The 21,411-nt window shown below is 72.0% G+C and carries 29 protein-coding genes; 15 read left to right on the forward strand and 14 right to left on the reverse strand.

The window, feature by feature from the left end:
- Nucleotides 1–28 precede the first annotated feature (28 nt).
- From AD017_RS10965 to AD017_RS10975, 3 genes are all read right to left on the reverse strand, one after another.
- The gene (locus AD017_RS10965; protein ID WP_029240003.1) at nucleotides 29–736 is read right to left on the reverse strand and encodes a metal-dependent transcriptional regulator; all 708 of its coding nucleotides are present in this window, start codon (nucleotides 734–736) and stop codon (nucleotides 29–31) included.
- Nucleotides 737–832: 96 nt separating this feature from the next.
- Nucleotides 833–1,357 carry a TetR/AcrR family transcriptional regulator gene (locus AD017_RS10970; RefSeq protein WP_010241803.1) on the reverse strand — a complete coding sequence of 175 codons (525 nt, stop codon included), beginning with the start codon at nucleotides 1,355–1,357 and terminating at the stop codon, nucleotides 833–835.
- The gene (locus AD017_RS10975) at nucleotides 1,350–1,679 is read right to left on the reverse strand and encodes a multidrug efflux SMR transporter (protein ID WP_010241802.1); all 330 of its coding nucleotides are present in this window, start codon (nucleotides 1,677–1,679) and stop codon (nucleotides 1,350–1,352) included. The genes AD017_RS10970 and AD017_RS10975 overlap by 8 nt, the downstream gene beginning before the upstream one ends.
- 126 nt (nucleotides 1,680–1,805) lie before the next feature.
- Here AD017_RS10975 and AD017_RS10980 point away from each other — a divergent pair, with 126 nt between their 5' ends.
- The 4 genes from AD017_RS10980 (at nucleotide 1,806) to AD017_RS10990 (ending at nucleotide 5,162) form a co-directional block, all read left to right on the forward strand.
- Nucleotides 1,806–2,687 carry a nicotianamine synthase family protein gene (locus AD017_RS10980; protein WP_060574151.1) on the forward strand — a complete coding sequence of 294 codons (882 nt, stop codon included), beginning with the start codon at nucleotides 1,806–1,808 and terminating at the stop codon, nucleotides 2,685–2,687.
- Between the two features lie 55 nt (nucleotides 2,688–2,742).
- Nucleotides 2,743–2,916, forward strand: a complete 174-nt coding sequence (locus AD017_RS35260; RefSeq protein ID WP_010241800.1) for a hypothetical protein — start codon at nucleotides 2,743–2,745, stop codon at nucleotides 2,914–2,916.
- A gap of 93 nt (nucleotides 2,917–3,009) precedes the next feature.
- Entirely contained in the window at nucleotides 3,010–3,738 is a 729-nt protein-coding gene (locus tag AD017_RS10985; protein ID WP_010241799.1) for a response regulator transcription factor, read from the forward strand.
- Nucleotides 3,739–3,752: 14 nt separating this feature from the next.
- Nucleotides 3,753–5,162 (forward strand): HAMP domain-containing sensor histidine kinase, encoded by a 1,410-nt coding sequence (locus AD017_RS10990; protein ID WP_033200578.1) that lies wholly within the window; start codon nucleotides 3,753–3,755, stop codon nucleotides 5,160–5,162.
- On the opposite strand, the gene AD017_RS10995 is transcribed toward AD017_RS10990, so the two are convergent.
- On the reverse strand, nucleotides 5,138–5,497 hold the full coding sequence (locus tag AD017_RS10995) for a TraR/DksA C4-type zinc finger protein (protein WP_010241797.1): 360 nt from the start codon (nucleotides 5,495–5,497) through the stop codon (nucleotides 5,138–5,140). The genes AD017_RS10990 and AD017_RS10995 overlap by 25 nt on opposite strands.
- A 76-nt stretch (nucleotides 5,498–5,573) precedes the next feature.
- Here AD017_RS10995 and AD017_RS11000 point away from each other — a divergent pair, with 76 nt between their 5' ends.
- Nucleotides 5,574–6,035: an NUDIX domain-containing protein gene (locus AD017_RS11000; protein WP_060574152.1), complete on the forward strand. Its 462-nt coding sequence runs from the start codon at nucleotides 5,574–5,576 to the stop codon at nucleotides 6,033–6,035.
- Nucleotides 6,032–6,349: a putative quinol monooxygenase gene (locus tag AD017_RS11005; RefSeq protein ID WP_010241793.1), complete on the forward strand. Its 318-nt coding sequence runs from the start codon at nucleotides 6,032–6,034 to the stop codon at nucleotides 6,347–6,349. The genes AD017_RS11000 and AD017_RS11005 overlap by 4 nt, the downstream gene beginning before the upstream one ends.
- 3 nt (nucleotides 6,350–6,352) lie before the next feature.
- Here the strand turns inward: AD017_RS11005 and AD017_RS11010 are convergent, their stop codons facing one another.
- Nucleotides 6,353–6,691, reverse strand: a complete 339-nt coding sequence (locus AD017_RS11010) for a YnfA family protein (protein ID WP_212592131.1) — start codon at nucleotides 6,689–6,691, stop codon at nucleotides 6,353–6,355.
- Nucleotides 6,688–7,419 carry a MerR family transcriptional regulator gene (locus tag AD017_RS11015; RefSeq protein WP_060574153.1) on the reverse strand — a complete coding sequence of 244 codons (732 nt, stop codon included), beginning with the start codon at nucleotides 7,417–7,419 and terminating at the stop codon, nucleotides 6,688–6,690. The genes AD017_RS11010 and AD017_RS11015 overlap by 4 nt, the downstream gene beginning before the upstream one ends.
- Nucleotides 7,420–8,122: 703 nt before the next feature.
- Between AD017_RS11015 and AD017_RS35265 the strand changes: the two genes are divergently transcribed.
- From AD017_RS35265 to AD017_RS11030, 3 genes are all read left to right on the forward strand, one after another.
- On the forward strand, nucleotides 8,123–8,314 hold the full coding sequence (locus AD017_RS35265; protein ID WP_168170518.1) for a hypothetical protein: 192 nt from the start codon (nucleotides 8,123–8,125) through the stop codon (nucleotides 8,312–8,314).
- On the forward strand, nucleotides 8,311–8,610 hold the full coding sequence (locus AD017_RS35270; protein ID WP_010241789.1) for a histone-like nucleoid-structuring protein Lsr2: 300 nt from the start codon (nucleotides 8,311–8,313) through the stop codon (nucleotides 8,608–8,610). The genes AD017_RS35265 and AD017_RS35270 overlap by 4 nt, the downstream gene beginning before the upstream one ends.
- A gap of 231 nt (nucleotides 8,611–8,841) precedes the next feature.
- Entirely contained in the window at nucleotides 8,842–9,492 is a 651-nt protein-coding gene (locus tag AD017_RS11030) for an LmbU family transcriptional regulator (RefSeq protein ID WP_168170519.1), read from the forward strand.
- An 8-nt stretch (nucleotides 9,493–9,500) separates the two neighbouring features.
- Here AD017_RS11030 and AD017_RS11035 read toward each other — a convergent pair whose 3' ends face one another.
- The 5 genes from AD017_RS11035 to AD017_RS11055 form a co-directional block, all read right to left on the reverse strand.
- Nucleotides 9,501–10,451: a TAXI family TRAP transporter solute-binding subunit gene (locus AD017_RS11035; protein ID WP_082399175.1), complete on the reverse strand. Its 951-nt coding sequence runs from the start codon at nucleotides 10,449–10,451 to the stop codon at nucleotides 9,501–9,503.
- Nucleotides 10,448–11,860, reverse strand: coding sequence for a HAMP domain-containing sensor histidine kinase (locus AD017_RS37390; RefSeq protein WP_060633607.1), 1,413 nt, complete (start codon nucleotides 11,858–11,860; stop codon nucleotides 10,448–10,450). Before AD017_RS37390 ends, AD017_RS11035 begins: the two co-directional genes overlap by 4 nt.
- Before the next feature lie 5 nt (nucleotides 11,861–11,865).
- Nucleotides 11,866–12,549 (reverse strand): response regulator transcription factor, encoded by a 684-nt coding sequence (locus AD017_RS36195; protein ID WP_029240001.1) that lies wholly within the window; start codon nucleotides 12,547–12,549, stop codon nucleotides 11,866–11,868.
- Nucleotides 12,550–12,697: 148 nt separating this feature from the next.
- On the reverse strand, nucleotides 12,698–13,468 hold the full coding sequence (locus AD017_RS11050; RefSeq protein WP_060574157.1) for a YoaK family protein: 771 nt from the start codon (nucleotides 13,466–13,468) through the stop codon (nucleotides 12,698–12,700).
- 124 nt (nucleotides 13,469–13,592) lie between these two features.
- Nucleotides 13,593–14,282, reverse strand: a complete 690-nt coding sequence (locus AD017_RS11055) for an alpha/beta fold hydrolase (protein ID WP_060574158.1) — start codon at nucleotides 14,280–14,282, stop codon at nucleotides 13,593–13,595.
- A 341-nt stretch (nucleotides 14,283–14,623) separates the two neighbouring features.
- On the opposite strand from AD017_RS11055, the gene AD017_RS11060 reads away from it, so the two are divergent.
- From AD017_RS11060 to AD017_RS11070, 3 genes are all read left to right on the forward strand, one after another.
- Entirely contained in the window at nucleotides 14,624–15,607 is a 984-nt protein-coding gene (locus AD017_RS11060) for an AraC family transcriptional regulator (RefSeq protein ID WP_060574159.1), read from the forward strand.
- Nucleotides 15,608–15,722: 115 nt separating this feature from the next.
- Nucleotides 15,723–16,055: an antibiotic biosynthesis monooxygenase gene (locus AD017_RS11065; protein ID WP_227012718.1), complete on the forward strand. Its 333-nt coding sequence runs from the start codon at nucleotides 15,723–15,725 to the stop codon at nucleotides 16,053–16,055.
- Nucleotides 16,056–16,100: 45 nt separating this feature from the next.
- Nucleotides 16,101–17,234, forward strand: coding sequence for a serine hydrolase (locus tag AD017_RS11070; protein WP_060574161.1), 1,134 nt, complete (start codon nucleotides 16,101–16,103; stop codon nucleotides 17,232–17,234).
- A 41-nt stretch (nucleotides 17,235–17,275) separates the two neighbouring features.
- Here the strand turns inward: AD017_RS11070 and AD017_RS11075 are convergent, their stop codons facing one another.
- On the reverse strand, nucleotides 17,276–17,767 hold the full coding sequence (locus AD017_RS11075; RefSeq protein WP_060574162.1) for an SRPBCC family protein: 492 nt from the start codon (nucleotides 17,765–17,767) through the stop codon (nucleotides 17,276–17,278).
- Between the two features lie 221 nt (nucleotides 17,768–17,988).
- On the opposite strand from AD017_RS11075, the gene AD017_RS11080 reads away from it, so the two are divergent.
- The gene (locus AD017_RS11080; protein ID WP_060574163.1) at nucleotides 17,989–18,921 is read left to right on the forward strand and encodes an N-acetyltransferase; all 933 of its coding nucleotides are present in this window, start codon (nucleotides 17,989–17,991) and stop codon (nucleotides 18,919–18,921) included.
- A 52-nt stretch (nucleotides 18,922–18,973) separates the two neighbouring features.
- On the opposite strand, the gene AD017_RS36200 is transcribed toward AD017_RS11080, so the two are convergent.
- Together AD017_RS36200 and AD017_RS36205 are read right to left on the reverse strand one after the other, a co-directional pair.
- Nucleotides 18,974–19,309, reverse strand: a complete 336-nt coding sequence (locus AD017_RS36200; protein WP_060576341.1) for a transcriptional regulator — start codon at nucleotides 19,307–19,309, stop codon at nucleotides 18,974–18,976.
- Between the two features lie 5 nt (nucleotides 19,310–19,314).
- The gene (locus AD017_RS36205; protein WP_060574164.1) at nucleotides 19,315–19,779 is read right to left on the reverse strand and encodes a hypothetical protein; all 465 of its coding nucleotides are present in this window, start codon (nucleotides 19,777–19,779) and stop codon (nucleotides 19,315–19,317) included.
- A 499-nt stretch (nucleotides 19,780–20,278) separates the two neighbouring features.
- Here AD017_RS36205 and AD017_RS35275 point away from each other — a divergent pair, with 499 nt between their 5' ends.
- Together AD017_RS35275 and AD017_RS11100 are read left to right on the forward strand one after the other, a co-directional pair.
- A complete protein-coding gene (locus AD017_RS35275) occupies nucleotides 20,279–20,545 on the forward strand; it encodes a helix-turn-helix domain-containing protein (protein WP_010241770.1) in 267 nt (88 codons plus the stop codon).
- A 383-nt stretch (nucleotides 20,546–20,928) separates the two neighbouring features.
- Complete coding sequence (locus AD017_RS11100) at nucleotides 20,929–21,312, forward strand: hypothetical protein (RefSeq protein ID WP_060574165.1); 384 nt, start codon at nucleotides 20,929–20,931, stop codon at nucleotides 21,310–21,312.
- The last annotated feature ends 99 nt before the right edge of the window (nucleotides 21,313–21,411 follow it).

Consider the following 21,411-nt stretch of genomic DNA (forward strand, 5'->3'; position numbering starts at 1 on the left):
CCGGGCTCTTCCGGCCCCGCCGCGGTCGTCAGGCGGGTTCGTCCGCCCCGACCCAGAGCGCACGGGCCAGCGACGGCCCCCACTCCTCCTCGGCGTCGGCCGCGGTCCGGTCCTCCGCGTCGCCGCGGCGCAGCCGCACCACGAACGGGCCGTCGAACGGCTTGCGGGTGAGCAGGTCGACGCGGTCGCCCAGCCGGACGTCGTGGGCGTCGAGGTAGCGCAGCACCTCCGGATCGGTGTCGTCGACCCGGACCAGCTCGCCGCCCTCGCCGAACTTCAGCTCGGGCAGCCGCCGCGCCCGGACCTCGGGCATCCGGCCGTCCCGGCCCGGGATCGGGTCCCCGTGCGGGTCGTACCGCGGGTGGCCGAGCCGGTCGTCGATCCGGTCCAGCAGCCGGTCGGACACCGCGTGCTCGAGCGCCTCGGCCTCCTCGTGCACCTCGTCCCAGGCCAGGTCGAGCTCGGTGACCAGGAACATCTCGATCAGCCGGTGCCGGCGCACGACGGCCAGCGCGGACTCCCGTCCGGACGGGGTGAGTGTGATGCCCGCGTACCGGGCGTGATCGACCAGACCCGCCTCGACGAGCTTGCGCACCATCCCCGACGCCGACGGCGACGACACCCCCAGCCGCTCGGCCAGCGCGGAGACACCCACCGACCCCTCCCAGCGCTCCGCCAGCAGGAAGATCGTCTTCAGGTAGTTCTCCACGGACTCCGAGTGGCGATCCGGGCTCATGCGGCCCACGGTATCCCGCGCGCGTCCCGGCCCCGACCGGCCGTCGGGCGCGGCCGTCCGGGAACCCACCCGTCCGGGGTACCGGGCCCCGGACGCTCAGCCGGCCACGAGCCGGGTCAGCGGCCCGGTGTCGTACGGGGAGCCGAGCGCGGCGCCCAGGCAGAGCCCGTTCACCGCGGCGACCAGGAGCGCCCGGCGTCCGTCGTCGCCGGGGAGCAGGCGGGCGGCCGCTCCGGCGAGCGCCGTGTCCCAGCGGTGCAGCTCGCCCCGCAGGTCGTCGCGGCGGGCGGCGTGCAGGAGGAGCTCGTACTCGGCGACGGTCAGCAACCGGTCCTGGCGGGCACAGTCGTCGACCAGTGCGACCAGCTCACCGACCGAGCCGAGAGCCTCCAGGCGGGCCACCCAGCGGTCGTTCACGTCGGTGAGGGCCGCGATCAGCAGGCCGTCGACCGAGTCGAAGTAGTAGAGGACGGCACTCGGCGGCACCCCGGCCTCCGTCGCGACCGCCCGCTGGGTCACGGCGGCGGTGCCGGACCGCCCGACGAGCCGCATCGTCGCGTCCAGGAGGGCGCGACGGCGCCGCTCCCCCTTGCGGAGCCGCCCGTCGGACGTCTCAGGCATGCGAGGACGACCCACCCATCTCGAGCGCGAGCACGCCGCCGATGACCATCGCGATCCCGCCGACCTGCACCCAGGTCAGGGACTCCCCCAGGAACGCCGCGCCGATCAGGGCGACGAGTGCGACGCCGACGGCCGCCCAGACGCCGTAGGCGATCCCCAGCGGCATCCCCCGGGTCAGTGCCTGGGACAGCGCCCAGAACGCGGTCCCGTAGCCGAGCACCGTGACCAGCGACGGCACCAGCCTGCTGAAGCCCTCCGAGAAGCGCAGCGAGACGGTGGCCGTCACCTCCGCGAGCACCGCCAGCGCCAGCCATCCCCACATGCCGTTCCTCCTCGGTCGCGTCCGGCGTCCGCCACGCTACCGAGAATGTGGAGCAAACGCTCTGTTTTCTACGCCACCCGGTCGACCGACATGCGTAACGGTTTTCATTGGATACGGTGGATCATCGTGACCACGCAGAGCAGCCGTCCGATCACCACATCCGGCTTCCCCGGACCCCGCCGTCACCACGACGGGGACGACGTCACGCTGACGGTCGCGCGACTGGTCGCGCTGTGCGACGAGCTGGAGCGGACGGACCTGCGCCCCGCCCCGGAGGTCGACGCGGCGTTCGGTGAGCTCGTCGGGCTGTGCTGTCATCCGCCCACCGGCGACACCTCCCGCGTCCTCGAGCAGATCGCACCGTGCGCGGACCGCCTGCGCGAGCTGTCCTCCACCGGTGAGGGCCGGATGGAACAGCACTGGGCGGCGCGGATCGCCGCGGCCGCCGACCCCGTCGCCGAGCTCGATCTCTTCCCCTACCTGGGCAACTACCACGATCTCGTCCGGCTGGAACTCGCCTCCCTCGACGCGGTCGGGGTCCCCGCCCCGCGCCGGGCCGTCGTGCTGGGCTCGGGCCCCCTGCCGCTCACCGGGCTGGTGCTGGCCGCCCGGCACGGCGCCGAGGTGGTGCACGTCGACCGCGACGCCGACGCGGCCCGTGCGGGTGACGCCGTCGCCACGGCGCTGGGGATCCCCGCTCGCACCCTGGTCGCCGACGTGACCGCGGCCGTCCCGGACCCCGGTCTGGACGCCGAGCTGGCGCAGGCCGACGTCGTGCTCGTCGGCGCGCTGGTCGGGGCGGACGCCCCGGAGAAGCGGGCGCTGACCACCCGGCTGGCGGAGGCCGCGCCCGGGGCGACGCTGCTGGTGCGCACCGCGGCCGGGCTGCGCACCCTGCTCTACCCGGAGGTGACGGCCGCGGACCTCCCGGACCTGGACGTCCTGCTGGAGGTCCATCCGTGGACCGACGTCGTCAACTCGGTCCTGGTGGCGCGCGGCGGGCGGTGAGACGCGGGGAGGGCCGTCCTGGACGGCGCACCGCCCCCGGTGGTCCGATGGCGGCGTGCCCGACACACCGCCCGCCGGAACCCCGGGCACCGGCGACACCGACGACGTCGGTGACCCGGTGTGCTGGCTGGACCGGCTGTGCCCGGACTGCGGGGCGATGCCCTCCCCCGGTGACGACGGCGCCCCGCCACGGACATGCTGGCGCTGCGGCGCCGCACTCGCACCCTGACGACCCCGTGTACTTGCGATCTCCTGACGATCGCCCGGCGGGCGCCACGGTCGCGCCGCGGTGGCGCGGCCCGCAGGGCACCCTGGGACCACCATGGCTGAACGCGGTGTGACACGGACCCGGGTCCTGCTGGTCGACGACGACGTCCGGATCGGGCGCGCGCTCGGGCTGGCGCTGGACGACGAGGGGTTCGACGTCGACGCCGTCCACACCGGCGAGGAGGCCCTCGAGCGCGCGGGCGACCCGGGCATCGACCTCGTCCTCCTCGACCTGATGCTGCCCGGCATCGACGGGTTCACCGTCTGCCGGCGACTCCGCGACGCCGGCGACCTGCCGATCATCATGGTGACCGCACGGTCGGACTCGGCGGACGTCATCACCGGGCTCGAGGCGGGTGCCGACGACTACGTGACGAAACCGCTGGTCGCCGGCGAGCTCGCGGCCCGGATCCGGGCGTTGCTGCGGCGGCGCCGCCCGGCACCCGCCGCGCCGCGCCGGCTGGTGCTCGGCGACGTCGAGCTGCGGCCCGACGAGGGCGTCGTGCTGCGGGCGGGCGCGCCGGTGCACCTCACCCGCACCGAGTTCCGGCTCCTCGCCGAGCTGGCCGCGGCCGCCGGGCGGATCGTCACCCGGGACGAGCTGCTGTCGCGGGTGTGGGGCTACGAGTACCACGGCGACACCCGGCTCCTCGACGTCCACGTGCGACGGCTGCGGCGCAAGGTCGAGACCGACCCGGACCGGCCGTCGGTCGTCCTGACGGTCCGGGGCGCCGGGTACAAGGTCGGGCAGGCCGAGGAACCGGTGCCCGGCCGGCCGGCGTGACCCGGCACGGCAGGATGCCGTCCGTGCTCGACCGCCTGCCGCTGCGCCACCTCCCGCTGCGCCACCGCGTCGGCGTCGCGTTCGCGCTGGTCTCGCTGGTCGTGACCGGGCTGTTCGCCACCGTCACCTGGAACCTCGCCTCCTACCACCTGGAGGAGCAGCGGATCGAGGGCGCGGTCCGGCAGGCCGACGTCAACCTGCGGCTCGTCGAGCAGGCCGTCACCACCCGGCCCGACGGGGACGGTCTGGGCGAGCTGCTCACCGGCCTCGCCGGGACGCCGGACACCACGGTGGCGCTGCGCCGCGACGGCCGCTGGACGACCAGCGGTCGTGCGGTCGACCCGGAACTGCTCCCCCGCTCGCTGCTCGACGCGGCACGGCCGGGTGTCCCGGCCCGCGAGCAGCTGGTGGTCGGCGGGATGCCGGCACTCGTCGTCGCCCATCCGATGCCCGGCGGGGACCTCCTCGTGGAGGTCTTCCCGATCCAGCGGCCCGACGGCACCCTGCGGTTCCTGGGGCTGGTGCTGTTCGCCGGGGTCGCCGTCAGCACGGTGCTCGGGCTCGCGCTCGGCCACTGGGCCGGACGGCGGGCGCTGCTGCCGCTCACCGAGCTCACCCGGGCCGCCGGACGGGTCGCCGGCGGCGACCTGGCCGCCCGCCTCCCGGACAGCGCCGACGCCGAGCTCGCGCCGCTGGTCGCCACGTTCAACCGGACCGCCGACGACCTGGAGCACCGGGTGCAGCGCGACGCCCGGTTCGCCGCCGACGTCAGCCACGAGCTGCGGTCGCCGCTGACCACGCTGGTGAACGCGGTGGCGGTGCTGCGCAGGCGGCGTGCGGAGCTGCCGCCGACGGCGCAGCAGGCCGTGGACCTGCTCGACGGCGACGTCCAGCGGTTCCGCCGGATGGTGGTGGACCTGCTGGAGATCTCCCGCAGCGACGATCTCGAGCGGGAGCCGTGGGAGCTCGGGGAGCTCGTCCGCGGCCTGGTGGCGGCCCGGGGCTGCGGCACGCCGCCGGAGATCGACGCCCCCGCCGCGGTGACCGTCCACGCCGACCGGCGGCGGCTCGACCAGGTGCTCGGCAACCTGCTCGACAACGCCGACGCGCACGGCGGCGGCGCGCTGCGGGTGGGCGTCTCGGCCCGCGACGGCCGCGCCCGCATCGAGGTCGACGACGACGGTCCCGGCGTCCCGGCCGGGCGCCGGACCGAGGTCTTCGAGCGGTTCTCCCGCGGGACCCTCGCCGGGAGCCGTGGCGACGGCGGCGGCACCGGGCTGGGTCTGTCGCTGGTCGCCGTGCACGTCCGGCGGCACGACGGCAGCGTGTGGATCGAGGACCGGCCCGGCGGTGGTGCCCGGGTGGTCGTGGAGCTGCCCGGTGGGGGCGGCGCGCCGGATCAGCGGGGCCCGGGGCCCGGCTGACGGCCGCGGCGCGGCCGGGACGCGCAGGTGATGCAGGTCGTCGTTGCGGGCAGCGCCTCGAGGCGTTCCGTCCCGATCGGCCGTCCGCAGAGCACGCAGACGCCGTAGCTGCCGTCCGCGACCCGCTCCGCGGCCCTGCCGAGATCGGCGTGCTCCCGCTCGGCCACGTCGAGCAGCCCCTGCAGCTGCGCCCGCTGGACGGCGATCGTGACGCCCTCGGGATCGTGCTCGTCGTCGTGGCTGGTGAAGGCCTGCTCCTCGGCCAGCGCCTCGATCTCCCGCCGCAGCGACGCGATCCGGCCGGCCACACGGGCGCGCTCGGCGGCGAGGTCCATGCCCGAAGGATGACCGACGCGGGCCCTCCGGGGGAACTCGCGCGCACCCGGCGGCCGCGGGTGCGAGGGTGCACCCGTGGATCACCTCGCGCGTCCGGTCTCCGGTGTCGGTGTCGTCCTCCGGCGCGACGACGGCCGGGTCGCCATCGGCCACCGCGTCACCGCCGGCGAGACGCCGAGCTGGTCGTTCCCCGGCGGGCACCTCGAGGGCGCCGAGGCCCCGGTGCGGACCGCGCTGCGCGAGCTCGCCGAGGAGACCGGGGTGGTGGCCACGACCGGCACGCTGTTCGCGGTGTGCGTGCGGACCGCCGGCAGCGGCGTCACGTTCGCGGTGCACGTGCCCGCCCCGGCCGGGGCCGAGCTCGCCGTCACCGAGCCGCACGCCGTCGACGCCTGGACCTGGGCCGATCCGGACGACCTGCCGGAACCGCTGTTCGCGCACACCGCCGCGGTGCAGCACGCGTGGCGGTCACCGGGCGTCCAGCTGGCGGGGTGGGACCTGCACGCGGTGGCGGGCGGGGTCGCCCTCGACCGATGAGTACGGCCGGCGGGCGCGGTCACCAGGACATGCTCATCGTCGCCGGACACCTGCTCGTCGACGCCGCGGACCGCGACCGCTACGTCGCCGACTGCGCGACGGTCGTCGCGCTCGCCCGCGGTGCCGCCGGATGCCTCGACTTCACGATCACCGCCGATCCGCTCGACCCGCAGCGGGTGAACGTCTACGAGCGCTGGGCGGGCGAGGACGAGCTGCTGGCCTTCCGCGGCTCCGGCACGGACGACGGCACCGCCGCGCGGATCCTCACCGCCGACGTGCACCGGTACTCGATCTCGGCCGTCGGGGAGCCCTGACCCTCAGAGCGCGCCGGACCTCGGCGCATACATGATCACGGCGACGCCGGCGAGGCAGATCAGCGCGCCGGTGACGTCGTAGCGGTCCGGCCGGAACCCGTCGGCGACGACACCCCAGGCCAGGGACCCCGCCACGAACACCCCGCCGTAGGCCGCGAGGATCCGTCCGAAGTTCGCGTCCGGCTGCAGGGCCGCGACGAACCCGTAGATCCCCAGCGCGACCACGCCCGCCCCGATCCAGATCCAGCCACGATGCTCGCGGACCCCCTGCCAGACCAGCCACGCGCCGCCGATCTCGAACAGGGCGGCGAGCAGGAACAGCAGCACGGACTTGAGGATCAGCACGGGAGGACTCCGGTCGGGGCCGTGAACAGGTCGTCGAGCAGGTGCCGGGCGTCGGGAGGAGCGGACGCGTCGAGCCGGGCGCCGTCGTGGGTGACGGTGAGGGTGAAGGTGAGGAACGGGCAGCACCGCACCTCGTCGGCGATCAGCGCGGCGATCCCGGCGGTGCGGTCGTGGTCGATCTCCGTCCGGACGCTCCCGTCGCCGAGACGCCGGGGCGCCGTCCCGGACAGGACCGTCCGCCAGCGGTCGAGCCGGGCGGCGTGGTCAGCGGGATCCAGCGCGCAGGCGACCGGGGGTGGCGCGTCCGCGGCCGGGCCACCACCGGTGAGGAAGGCGCAGTCCGGGTCGCACGGTGCGTCGCGGTCGGGCAGGGCGCGCAGCCGGTCCCGGGCCGCGACGAGCCGCCCGCGGAACGCGCGGAGGTCCCGGACGCGGTCGTCGGCCGCGTCGATCTGGCCCGTGACCAGCGGGAGGAGCCGGCTGCGGACGTCGCGGCACATGCCGTCCCGCCAGACTCCGAGCAGGTCGCGGATCCGGTCGAGCGGGAGCCCGAGATCCTTGGCGGTGACGATGAACCGGACCCGCTCGACGTCGCGCTCGTCGTAGCTCCGGTAGCTGCCGGGGGTCCGCCGGGCGGGGAGCAGGCCCCGGGACTCGTAGTAGCGCAGCGTCGTCGACGGGACGCCGACCCGTTCGGCGAGCTGCGAGATGCGGTAGCGGACCACGGCGCGACGGTAGACCTTCGAGCCGGGTCGAAGGTCAAGCGTGCACGGGTCGGCACGCGTGGCCGTTCCGCACGCCGGAACCCGGCCCCTGATGGTGCAGCCGACCGCGGGCGGTGAGCCGTTGCCGCTCTCCACGCACGGAGAACCGGATGGGCGACGCGGCGGAATTGTTCGGAGTTCTCGCGGGGCGACCGGCCAGACACCAGGATCGGATGCCCGCAACCGTAGTGACCGGACACGCTCCATTCACTCCGCTCACTCTGTTCTTCGAGTCGAAGTTGCATCGGGTCGCAGTTTCGGTAATCATGTCCATCGGTGTCGCCGACGTTGTGCCCCCTCCGACGTCCGGCGTCGGCGACACCGACCCAGCGGATGTATTCCACAGACCGTGCATTGTCACCGCATGGCCCGGCCCACCGGCGACAGTGACGATCGCGCCTGGTCACGGCGCCTCCTGAACGGACAGTCGAAGATTCTCGTCCTGCGCCCTTCACAGAGGCGTCCTGCCGACCGGACATCTCCTCCACGGCGAGGAATCACCCCCTCAGAACGCCGGCCGAACAGTCTCCCGCGACGGGGTCGACATATCGGCATCAGCGGCGACCACGCCACACGGGCGCCGAGGACCCCGACGACGAGAAATTCGAGAATGGGAACGATGCACACCCCGAAGTGTCGTTGCAGAGTATTCATGGTCCGGCGCGTGCTCTTCGCCTCTGTCCTGGGGATCGTGATGGCCGGCCTCCTGGTCGTGGCGGGGGGCTCCCTGGCCGCACACGTCGTGGCGTGGCTGTTGCTGACCGCCGGCGCGGTACTGCTGTCGGTGGGAGCGGTCGTCGCCGTCCGCGACGACAGAGGCCACGGTCGTCCGGTGCTGCCGGACAGCCGACGGTGAGCGGCTGGGTCGCGAGCTCCGAGATCATCGCGTTCGCGCTCGACGGGCAGCAGTACGAGGTCGAGTTGACGCCGGCGGAGGCACGCGCCCTGCGCGCCGCGCTCCATCCGTTCGTCGTGGCCGGGCGCCGCGTACCCGCACCCGTCCGGCATCCGCGCCGGAGACGCCGACCACGGGGCCGGAACCAGGTCATCCGCGACTGGGCGCGCGCCAACGGCTACTTCGTGGCGGACCGGGGCCGCATTCCCGACGCCATCGCGGACGCCTACCGGGAGCACGAGCGGGGAGAGCCATGATTGCACCGCACTCCGCGACGCCCTGAGCACGAGCCGTGGCGGGCACGCGTCCGCCGCGACGGCACGTCCCGTCGACCGGACACGCCACGCCGCGCCGCCCGCCGTCATCGCCTCGCCGGGGACCGGCAACGTTAAGAACGCCTGAGGAATGGGCGACGGTGCGGAACTCTTCGCGTACACGGCGTTAATCTCGGAGTACGTCTGCTGGCGGTCACCGAGGACGAAGGTTTGATGACGAAGAACGATACCCCGGGGGCGGCTCTGGACGCCCTCGCCCGCTGTAGTTCCCAGCCCAACAAGGTGTTGCTCACCCGAGTGGGCCTGACGCTCCCCGATGATCTGGACCTGGCCGAGTGGGAACGGGCCGGGATGCAGATCCAGCGCATCATCGATTCGTCGACATGGTGCCTCGGCGACTGGCTGATCTTCGGCCGGGAACATTTCCCGGGCCGCTACCGCCACGCGATCGATGCCGTCGGGCTGAAATACCAGACGCTGCGCAACTACGCATGGGTGGCGCAGCGCTATACCGTGGAGCGACGTCATGCGGCGCTCACCTTCCAGCACCACGCCGAGGTGGCCTCGCTCCGCGACCCCGAGCAGGACCACTGGCTGCGCGAGGCGGCGAGGAACGGCTGGTCCACGAAGCAACTCCGTGCCGCGCTCCGCAACGCGATCGAGAACGATCCGTCCGGCCGGAATCCGTCCGGTGTCGTGCTCCCACGGTTCCGGATCGACGAAGGCCGGCTGACGCAGTGGCGCTCGGCGGCCGAGCAGGCCGACATGTCGTTCGACGCCTGGGTCATCGCTGCGCTCGACGTGGCGGCCGACCAGCCGCGGGCGGACCAGCCGGTGTCGGACCCGCTGTCGCTGCCCGGCTGACCGGAGTCCTACGACATGTTCTTGAGCGCTCGATACGCGCGCTCCGCGCCCCGGTGCAGGGGAACGGGCAGCGTCATGATCGCGATCATGGGGTCGATCGCACGGGCGACGGGTGCTGCCCGTACCAGATCGGCCCGCCGGTTCATGGTCGTCAAGGTCAGCGCGTACGCCAGCTCCTCAGGAAAGTCCTCCCGCACGAGCAGCAGGTTCCGCACCGCCACCGTGTCGATGGGGCCGGTGGTTCCGGCATAGATCCCGCGCGGGACCACGGTCGCCGAGTACAGCGGGAAGTGCTGCCGGAAGATCGGCACCAGACGCTCCAGATCGAGCAGCCTGACCGGGTACCGGCGGGATGCCTCGACGATGGGGAAGGTCGGGACCGCTCCCGCCCACAGGAACGCGTCGATCTCCCGGCGCTCCAGCGAGACGATCGATCGCTGGAGTCCCTCCTCGCGCGCCGGCTCCTCCGCGGGATCGATGCCGGCGAACTCCAGGATGCGCGGTGCGAGCGCCCGTATCCCGGACGACGTGTCCTCGACGGAGATGCGGCGGCCGCCCAGGTCCGCGATCTCCCGCAGGGCCGACTCCGCCGGCACGACGGCGTGGACGACGTCGTCGTGAAGACGCGCCAGCGCCCGCAACGCGAATCCGGGCGATCGCTCCAGCTCGGCCATGGCGCTGTCCACCGTCGCGATCGCGACGTCGGCGGTGCCACTGCGCAGGTGGTTCATCGTGCTCGCCGAACCCGGTCCACGGACCACGTCGACCTCGACGCCACTGCCGATCCTCCATTCGCGGGCCAGTGCATCGCCGAGCCGATACTGCGGTGCTTCTCCCGCGATCGTGGCGAAACGGATCCTTCCGGTCGTCTCTGCCGCATGACAGGAACTCACCAGTCCGGATGCGAGCAGGAAAAGGACGCTGCGCCGCGTCAGGGGCCGGCCACTCGCCATGGTCATCCTCGGGAGGAATGTGATGTGCGCAGAAGAGTCAGCACGGCTTCCACGCCGTTTCCCTCGCGCGGGGACCGAAGGGTCAGTCGCCCATTGTTCCGATGGGCGAGGCTGGCGGCAATGGGAAGGCCGAGGCCGGTTCCGGAGAGCGGATCCTGGCCGGGTCCGCGCCAGAATCGTTGGACCGCCTTGCCGTGGTCGTCGGCCGGGAGCCCAGGCCCGTGGTCGCGGACGCGCACCTCGAGGGTGTCGGGGTCGGCGGCGACGACCGACAGCTCGATGTCCGTCGTCGGGGGCGCGAAGCGGAGCGCGTTGTCGATGACGACGTCCAGCACGGTCTCGACGTCGTCGGGACTGGCCAGGGCATGGCCGTCGACCGTGTCGTGGACGACCAGGCGGACGGACTCCAGCTCGGCGAGCGGGCTCCACGCCTCGGTCCGGCTGTCGATCACCGCGCGGAGACGGCAGTGCCGGGTCCGCGCCGGCCGGTTCTCCGCCTTCGCCAGCGCGAGCATGCCGTCGACGAGCTCGGAGAGGCGGTGCACCTCCCGCAGCGCAGAACCGAGCTCCTCCTGGAGCCCCCGATCCACCTTCACGGTCACCGCCAGGAGCCGGATCCGCAGCGCGGTGAGCGGGTTCCGCAGCTGGTGGCTCGCATCCGTGGCGAAGGCGCTCTGACGCTCCAGGAGGCACGCCAGCCGCTTCTGGAGGTGGTCGAAGGATCTCTCCAGCCCGACGAGTTCCGGCGGACCCTCCGGAGAACCGAGCGGTACCGCCGTGCGCCCGATCTCGATGTCCCTCGTCGCGTCGGCCATGCGCGCTTCGAGACGCCTGACGGGCTGCAGGATCCACGTCCCGAGCCGGACGGCCGTCAGCAACGCGAGGCCGGCCAGGACGACGGCCCCCAGACCGAACAGTGCCCACCGGGTGGCGACGAGCACGCGCATGGGGCGGGTGGGCGAGATCGTGACGGCCGCGCCGAGGATGCGCCCCTCGGCGATGACGGGAACCGCGACGATGAGCGGGCGTGACGTCCACGGCCACGTGATGTCCTTCGACTGCGCGGGCCGCCCGGCGAGCGCGGCAGAGGTGATCGACTCGTTCCTCAGGAGCTCCGAACGATCCGCGTCGCTCAGCCGGTCCGGCGCCATCAGGATCTCCTGTGACGTGTCGACGAGGAGCACGGTGATCCCGTACAGGTGGTGGTACTGCGCCGCGTGAGCCCGGAGATCGGTGTACGCCGTCTCCACGAGAGGGCGTTCCGCGAGGGCGGCGAACCAGCTCGTGTCCGACAGCCGGTCGTTCCGCAGCTGCTGTTCCGCCCAGAAGTTCGACAAAAGCGCGAGCGGCCCTCCCAGCGCGACGATGGCGATCACGACGGCGGCCATGAGCACCGTCACCATGCGTACCCGCATTCCGGCTACTCCGGTCGCCGCGATCGATCGGTCGTCACCGCGAGGCGGTACCCGACCCCGCGGATCGTCTCGATCACGCAGGTCCGTCCCAGCTTGCGGCGCAACGTCGCGATGTTGGTGTCCAGCGTCCTGTCGGCGCCGGACCACCAGCGGCCCCAGATCTGGGCGATGAGGCGGCGACGGGTGCACACCGACCCGTCCGCCTCGGCGATCGCGACGAGCAGCTGCAGCTCCTTGGTGCCCAGGAGGACCTCGTCACCGCCGACGAACACCCGGTACGACGCCAGGTCGATCTCGACGTCGCCAGCGACGACGACCGACGACCGGGACCGCAGGGCCGGCCGGGGACGGAGCGTCGCGCGCAGCCGCGCGAGCAGCTCGTCCACGTGGAACGGCTTCACGATGTAGTCGACGGCCCCGGAGTCCAGACCCAGGATCCGGTCCTCCACGTCTCCCCTGGCCGTCGTGATGACGACCGGGACCAGCCGGCACTGACGCAACTGCCGGCAGAGTTCGATCCCGTCCACATCGGGCAGTCCCAGGTCGAGCACCACCACGTCACAGAATGCGACGAATGCGAATGCATCGGAACCCCGTGACACACGGTCGTAGAGGATCGCGTGCGCGTCGAAAGCAGCGCCCACGGCGGAAGCAACTCCGTCGTCGTCCTCCACCAGCAGCACGCGCATGTTCGAGAGTGTTACACCTGTCTGCGGCCAGGATGTCGATGACACTCCTCAGGGCAGAAATCGGCCGGGCCACCCCATGCGTCACTTCGGATATCCGGTTCGCTCACCGGACAATTGATGAGGACGCGACCGACCGTTACCCCGCCCCTCACACAGGGAGCGGGGCGCCCCCGGCTGCCGCCCGGCACGCCGGGTGCCGGGCGTCCGATCCGTCGCCGGTACGGCTCCGGTGGTCGGTGTGGGCCACGCCGGCCATGGCCAGGACCGCCGCCGCCACCATCACGACGGGGAGGAGGTAGGCCAGCGCCGGAGCGACACCGTGGACGAGCGCACCGACCGCGGCCCCGGCCACGACGGTGAGGATGCGCAGCCCGGCGTTGCCGTCCCAGCGAGGCCGGTCGACGTCCACCATCGAGGACACCCAGTTCGTCACCACCCCGGTCATGTAGTTGGTGGGGGTCCCGATCGGACCGACGTGGCGGAACGCCGCGGCCTGCAGGCCCATCGCGAGCGCGCCCCCGGACACGAGCACGGCGACGTGGAGGGGCTGGTGTCCGAGGGACGACAGCGTCCACCATCCGAGTCCGACCAGGACCAGGGCCAGGAGCTCTCCCGCCAGGGCGACGCACACCGCGTGACGCCACGGCAGCCTGCGCAGAGCGAGGCCCACGACGACGGTCCCCAGGCCGAGCCCGATGACGTAACCGCCGAGCGCACACATCGGCGACGACACGGCCGCCCAGTTCCCGTGCCCCAGGACGAGGCCGAGATGGACGAAGTTCCCCGTCATCGCACCGGCGAACACGCCGTCGAAGGCGAAGAACGTGACGGCGTCCAGTGATCCTGCCGTCGCTGCCAGCAGGATCGTGACGACACCGAGAAGTCGAGGGGCGCGTTCCGGGAGGTCGAAACCGTTCATGCCGACATCCTGATCATCGCCGTGCAACGATTTCAAACAGCGCGCCCACACTGTGGGATTCCATTAAAGAAACCCTATGGGGCGGCTATTTCTCAGCTATTTTCGCCCGGAACGGGCACCTTTCTCAGTGCACCCGGCCGAGGATCACCGCCAGCTGGTCGGGCATCGAGGCCGTCGGGTGGTGGGAGGACGGCAGCCGTTCGACGTGGTCGGCCGCGGACGCCATCTCCTCCTGCTGCTCCGGCGGCAATGCCTCGTCCTGCTCGGTGACGACGTACGTGGTCGGGTGCGTGCGCTCCGGCGCGGAGCTGACCGACACGGCACTGGAGATCGACTGCGGCATCATCCGGCGCAGGCCCGCCTCGGCCTGGACCTTCTCGACGTCGGCGCACAGCACCTGACGGAGGAGCTCGAGGTCGTCCGTCGCACGGAGGGTCCCGTCCTCGTACGGGGCGACCCAGCCCGGCGGCGGGCCCCCACGGGTGAGCAGGTCCATCATCGACTGGTCGCGTGCGGGCCACGCGGCGCAGACGTAGACGGAGTGGACGACGCGCGGATGGTCGGCCAGCTCGGTGACGACCATCCCGCCGTAGGAGTGCCCGACGAGGACGACATCGTCGCCGGTGCGCTCGACCAGCTCGGTGACGACCTCCACGTCGTCGGCCAGGTCACCGAGGGCGGCCGGATCGGGCCCGGCGCTGGGGAGCTGCTCGACCACCTCGACGCGGTGTCCCGACTTCTCCAGCCGCAGGGCGACGTCGTCCCAGAACCATCCACCGACGAATCCGCCGTGCACCAGGACGAAGGTGGTCATCGCGGAAGCCTCCGTGCTCCGTACGCCGGACCGCTGGGTGGAGCAGTGTGTCCGACCGGCGCCGGGACCTCATCGGCTCGATTGACGAGGCGCCGGCCGGACGTCCTCGGTCGTCGCCATCGGTGCACCCCCACCGGTCACGGCAGGGCCGGTCGAGCGACGGAACGGACTCATCGGTCGTCCAGCCGGATACCCACCGCTGTTCGGGACAGGGAGACGCCGGGCGGCTAGCATGTGCGCCGAGTCACCCCCGGACAGCACCGCCGCGGGCGGTGACGAGTGAGCAGTCCGCCGCATCGGGCCGGAGCGCGCCCGCTCGTGCGGACGGCGAGGGGCGAGTCATGGCGGAGAGCGGTCCGGCCGTACGTCGGCTCCGGCTGGAGACCCGCGACGTCGAGACGGGCCACGACCTCCTTCGACAGCTCTACTCCGACCACACCCCGCGGCTGTCCGGCAACGTCGAGGACTACCGGTTCCGTTACCTCGCCAACGATCTCGACAGCTTCGGGATCGACCGGATGGACCACTCCCTGCTGGTGCACGCGGACCTGGAGCCCTACCACCTGCTGTTGGCCGTCATCATGAGGCACGGACGGATGACGGTGAGCTCGGGCGGCGCCACCGAACAGGTGGGCACCGGGGACCTGCTCCTGATGGCGCCGCACCGTCCGATCAGCTACGTCCTGGACAACATGGACGTCCTCCCGGTCCGGCTCGACCGGGCCGACACCTGTGCCGTCGCCGAGGACCTCACCGGCGTCGAGGCCACCCGCGTCCGCTTCGCCATGTCCCGTCCGCTCGGCCCGGCCCAGGTCCGCTACTGGAAACGCGCCGTCGCCCACGTCACCCGGAACGTCCTGGCCCACGACGAGCTCGCCCGCCAGCCGCTGATCCGTGCCGAGGCGTTCCGGCTCCTGGCGAGCGCGCTGATCACGACCTTCCCGAACAACGCGCTCGGCGCGCTCGGCGAGCGGGCGGCCCCGGGAACGTTCACCGCGACACCGGCCGTCCTGCGCAGGGCCGTGGAGTTCATCGATGCCAACGCCCACCGCGACATCGGACTCGCCGAGGTCGCGCGGGCGGCGCGCATCGGTCCGCGCGGGCTCCAGCACCTCTTCCGCCGCCACCGGGACCAGACCCCGCTGGAGTACCTGCGCCGGGTCCGTCTGGAGGGGGCGCACGGCGACCTGGTCCTCGCCGTCCCCGGCGACGGCGACACGGTCGCCGCGATCGCGGCCCGCTGGGGCTTCGCCCACGCCGGGCGGTTCGCCGTCGAGTACCGGCGGGTCTACGGGCGCTCACCCGGTCAGACGCTGCGCTCCTGACCCGCGCGGGGCACCGGTGGGCCTGCACGGCGATCGGGGCGGGCACGGGCAAGGCCGCCACACAGGGGTCGGAATGGCAGTGGCGGGGCGGACCGCTGCCTGCGACGGTGCCGGGGTGAGTGCCCCGCACCGCCTGCTGGCGTCGACACCCGAGCCGCCGTACGTCGCCGTCATCTTCTCGTCCGTCCGGACGGAGGGGGACAACGGCTACGAGGCCATGGCCCGGTCCATGCTGACCCTCGCGTCGGAGCAGCCGGGCTTCCTCGGAGCCGAGGACGCCCGCGAGGACGTCGGCATCACGGTCTCCTACTGGCAGGACGAGGCGGCTGCCCGGGCGTGGAAGCAGGTCGCCGCCCATCTCGTCGCACAGCGGCGTGGCCGCGACGTCTGGTACTCCGACTACCGCGTGCGAGTCGCGCAGGTCGTCCGCGAGTACGGGCCGGAGTAGCCGCGGACGCTCATCACCGCGTTGAGGTCCTGTCACGATTCCGTCGTGGAATCGACGCGCGGGGCCCGGGCCGGATCGATGTCCGTCCTGCTCCCGGTCGTGTGCGCGCTGCTCGCCGCAGGATGCAGCGCCGCCCCGGCCCGGTCCTCCGACGGACCGTGTCCGCCGGTCGAGTCGGATGTCGGGACGGTGGACGGCTGGCTGGGGTACGTCGCCGCCCATCCCGAGGACGTCGCGCTGGTCGCCGACGACGGCCGCGGCACGAGCCTGGTGCACCGGTCCGAGGCGGTGCACCCCATGGCCTCGGCGAGCAAGGCACTGAACACGGTGGCCTACGCCCGTGCCGTCGCCCGGGGTGTCGTGTCCCCGGACGAGCCCGTCCGCGTCGGGGACTGGGAACGCTGGGCAGTCCGGGGGAGCGGGGAGGACGCCCACGCGATGGCTCTCGACCACGTGGGAATCCCCAGGCAGGGGTTCTGGGCACGCGATCCGGACCAGACCGTCACCCTCGATCAGGTTGTCGAGCAGATGATGATCTGGAGCGACAACGCCGCCCCCGACTTCCTGCGGGACCGGCTCGGTGACCGGGCCCTGACCGACGCCGCGGAGGCGGTCGGCTGGCGCGACGGCGAGCTCCCGAGCACGACCGGCCTCACCGTGTTGTTCTTCGCCCCGGAGCTGATGCCCTCCTCGACCGACCGGGCCGCGCGACGCGCCGTCGAATGGCAGCTCGCCCGTCGCTACGCCTCCGAACCCGCGTTCCGCGCCGATGTGGACTCCCGGCCGGTACCCGCCGGCGTCGACGAACCCGCGTTCGTCGACGGAGGACCGGGTGGGACCGCCGGGCAGCTCGCTGCGCTCTGGAGCGCCGTCGGCCACGGGACGTTCGAGGGCGCCGACATCGCCCGGCGGCTGACCGAGCAGGACCCGGACCCCGGTCCCGGCCTGATCGGCGTCGGGGTGAAGGGCGGGAGCACGCCGGGCGTTCTCGCTCGCGGGACCGAGGTCCGTCGCGACGACGGCACGGTAGGGGTCGCCGTGCTCCTGGTGCGGCGGAGGAGCCCCGAGGACACCGCCGCGGTCGCCCGGTCCAGCCAGGCGTTCGGGGACGTCGTGCAGGCCATGGCCCAGGATCCGGCGCTGCTCGAACAGCTGCGCTGCCGGCTGCCTCAGACCTAGAAGGCCGTCCCGGGCTCTGCCCCTCAGCGGCTCCTCGTCCGTCAGGCCTCCGCTTCGCGGACGTCCGTCCCCTGCTCGGCGAACGCCTTGAAGTCGAGCATGTGCTGCCGGGACTGCTTGCGGAAGACACCGCCCATGAACGGCCCCGCCAGTCGCATCAGCACGCTGCTGAACCGGTACTCGTTCTCGCTCTCCCAGAGCGTCGTGCCCGGACCGGCCTCGCTCAGGCGTTCACGCGCGGCGTTCCACATGCCGTCGGCGACGATCTCGCGGTCGAAGCGGACGACGCCATCCCGGGGGATCGCGTCCAGGTTCGTCGGTTCCCGGCGCGTGATGGTCTCGGTGCACTCCATCGTCTGCTGCCCCATCTGCATGACGACGCGCGACTCGGTGCCGACCTGCCCGTGCATCCCGTTCAGCGGCTCGTGCAGCACCACCCCGCGCAGCCACTTCGGTATGTGGGCCGGGTCGGCGAGCAGCTGGGCGACCTTCTCCCGCGGCAGGGCGATCTCGATCGAGACGGTGTACTTCATCGCGGAGTGCTCCAGGGTTCTCGTAGCGAGCGGGCCACACCAGGGACCGTTTATATCAGCTCACAGTTATGTTCTGTCGAGCTGCGCGCACCTCGGCCGCTCAGTCCGACCGAGTCGAGCGCAGGTGGTGGAGGGGCGGGCGACCTCCCGGCCGACCGGCTACTGTCGACGCGTACCGCACGGGCAGCGGATCTCCGACACCATGTCGACCCGGGAGACCCATGTCTGCAATCACCGTGCGACCGTTCCGGCGAAGCGACCGCGACCAGCTCACGGACCTGATCCACAGCCACGCCCACGCCGCGATACCCGGGACGCCCGTCACCGTCAACGCCGTACTGAGCCAGCTCGAGCACGAGCCGGACGAGTTCATCGTGGACACCTGGGTCCGTGAACGTGCCACCGTGGTCGGCGAGCAGCGTGGCCGGATCACTGCCGCGGCCCACGTGGTCCGCTACGGCGGCACCACCGACGTCGCCGCGGACCTACGCGATTCCGGTGAGCTGCGCTGGCTGCTCCAATGGCCCGACGCGTCCTACTGGCCCGACGCCCACCTGGCCGGCCGCGCCGTGGCCGATGCAGCAGTAGCTGTCCTCCGTTCCTGGAACGTCCGCTCGGTGCTCGCCGACTTCGCACTCCCGGCTCCCGGGCTGACCGGCGTGCCCGAACAGTGGCCCCACGTCGTCCGGCTGCTCGACGAGCTCGGGTTCGAGAGCCGTCGAAGCGAACAGGTGCTCCTCGCCGACGTCGCAACACCTCCCGACAGCACTCGGGACGACCTCACGATCCGGCGGACCCTCGGCGAGTGCGGTACCCGATTCACCGCTCTCACCGCAGAGCAGGAGCTGAGATACGTCGAGGTCGACACGACGCTCGCCGGCCCGGGCCGGGTGGCAGCACCCGTCGGATGGGCCGATGTCGGGAACCTCCGTGTCGCCGAGGACAGCCGCTGGCAGGGCGTCGGGACCACGCTCGTCGCGGCTGCTGCGCACTGGCTCCGGCTCGCTCGTGTCGATCGACTGCTTGCGTACGCGGAGCCTGACGAGTCCGAACTCGTCGCGTTCCTCCGGCGGTGCGGATTCCAGGTCGTGACGACCTGCCACCGGGGATGGGTACAAACCGGTGATGTTCGCCGAAGGACTCGTGATCAGTAGCTGCCCGGTCGGCGCGGGGCCGGACAGCGGCTGTCCCGATCCATCGGTGCGGTCAGCTCGCGGACGTGGACTGTGAGGGAGTGCCGGGGGCGCCGCGGCGCACGATGACCTGCAGCGCGGCGACGTGGTCGTCGAAGGTCCGCCGACCACGGTCGGTCATGCGCACACGCACCCGCTTCCCGCGCCCCACACCGTCGCGCTCCAACGCCACCAGCCCGGCCTCCTCCAGGATGCCCAGCTGCTTGGACAAGGCCGAGTCCGACAGCGCCAGGCCGTCGCGAAGCAGCCCGAACTCGATCCGGTCGGTGGCCGAGAGCAGCGACAGCAGCGACAGCCGGGTCGGGGCGTGCACCAACTCGCTGAACCCGGGTGGCTGGACGGGTGGCACCGCGCTCAGCCCCGACGGTCGCGTCGGCGCGACCACAAGAACCCGCCGAGCACCATCAGCAGCATCGCTCCGGTCCCGGACACGGTCTGGTCGAACGGGACGTCGAAGAAGCGCATCGGTATGCCGATCCCCATCAGGAGCCCGTAGAACACCACGAAGCAGACGGCGACGATGGACAGCTGCTCGCCGAGCGTGCTCCGGTGTGCGGTCGCGCGCGCACGCCGGTGGGCAACCCATCCCGCCACAGCCAGCACCACGAGCACCGACAGCGGCACCCCCCATCGCAGGAACCAACCAGCCGGCGCCGGATCCAGGGCGCGCAGGTCGGTCACCAGCATCTGACCGAACAGAACCACGGCTGCAAGCACGAAGAACCAGCGTGGCGTCCCCGACCACAGCGCGATCCGGGTCCCCTGTCCCCGCCGCCGGCTCACCTCGGTCAAGGCCGCGCGGGCCTCGTCACCGTCCATTGTCCTCGCCCCCCGATCGATCACTTTCCGACCCGGCAAGTTTCTCAGATGGTGTCCCACTCGGCAACCTTCTTGGTCCGAGGCGCGAGCCGGCCGGGATTGCGGGTCCAGTGCGCTCGGCGGGCCCGGTCGCTCGGAGAGCATCCGAGTACGGCGACCCGCTGCAACAGCATCAACCGGCGGGCAGACCCTCGGGGCAGCTGAACCCCGCCCACGGACGAGCGGCAGGACGATCTCGACCAGGACCTCGTCCGGCACGGCCGGAACACCGCACAGGGCGTACCCGCCACGCAACACCGTCAGGGAGAGCGCCGCCACCCGCGGATGCACGGCCTCGGAGCTTCGCCGCGTGCCACCGCCTGGTCCACGATCGCGGCCCAGGCTGCGTCCGACGCGGCCCCTCCGGCCCTCTCGCGCAGCAGCTCCAGCAGGGCCGGCTCGTCGGCAGCCGCGGCCAGGAGATCACGCAGGATCTCCCCACGGGGCGAGGGCCAGGTCGATGACCGTGGTCGAGCAGCGCTACCGCGCCGTGCTGGCCGTCGAGCAAGGCGAACCGCGCTATCAGGTCGCAGCCCAGTTCGGCGTCTCGCGCCAGACCACCACACCTGGATCACCGGCGACCGCGTGGACGAGTTGGCCGCGTGCCCACACCGCGAACGCTCGGAGCGAGTCGCGAAGCGCGCAGCCGTTCGTGCTCCGCCATCAGGTCCCGATCGACTCCCGGTCGGGGGACACGACGTCGGCTGTGGCCTGCACCGCCGTCTAGACCACCGGACAAGCAGCCTGACCCCACGGTGGCGAACCAGGCGCTATGCCTCTATTGGGGCACATCCTGAACCGACCGAAGTTCGAAGTCGCGATTGTTCGAACTCGACGAGAGCATAGGTTTTCACTCGATCCAGTGAAAGTCGACTATTTATCGATGCAACGTCTAGCGTTGATTCGATACGCTGTCATCTGGCCTGAGAAAATGCTGGTCAGAGGCACCTCGAAGAGGGTGCTACGCATACAGACAATCAGCGGTTCACCGAAATGACGAGACGCTGCACACTCTCCCCGACTCCTGTCTGGAAATCGCTGCCGGATAGCGTCGCTGTCAGCGCACCGGTGATCTCCGGATGTGCATCACACCCCAGGAGAGGATGAATCATGCGCAAGTCCGTGCGTACTCTGCTCGTGTCCGCGATGGCTGTGCCGATGTCCCTCGGTGTCGCCGGGATGGCCTTCGCCGACGAGGGCGACTTCACGCAGGAGCAGGGCCAGACCACCGAGGGTGCCGTGTCCGGCGAGCAGGGCGCCAGCACCGACCAGGACAACGGGAGCTTCGCCCCCGTCACCCAGCTCAACCCGGCGCTCAACGTCTCCGACGTTCTGGGCATCAGCGACTTCGCCAACGAGGACTCCGAGGGCGGCGAGGGGCAGTCGATCGTCCAGGACAACTCGATCGACTCGACCAACGAGCAGGGCAACAGCTCCTCCACCGACCAGGCCCAGAAGAGCCTTCTGAGCCAGATCAGCGACTTCGAGGGCTGATCTACACGTCGCGTTTCTCGCGACGCCGACGGGCCGGTCCACACTCCCGGGTGGACCGGTCCGTTGCCATTTCAGGGCACGGTCAGCGCGGCTGTCGTT

Origin of the sequence: Pseudonocardia sp. EC080619-01 (assembly GCF_001420995.1) — a bacterium.
Lineage (GTDB): Bacteria > Actinomycetota > Actinomycetes > Mycobacteriales > Pseudonocardiaceae > Pseudonocardia.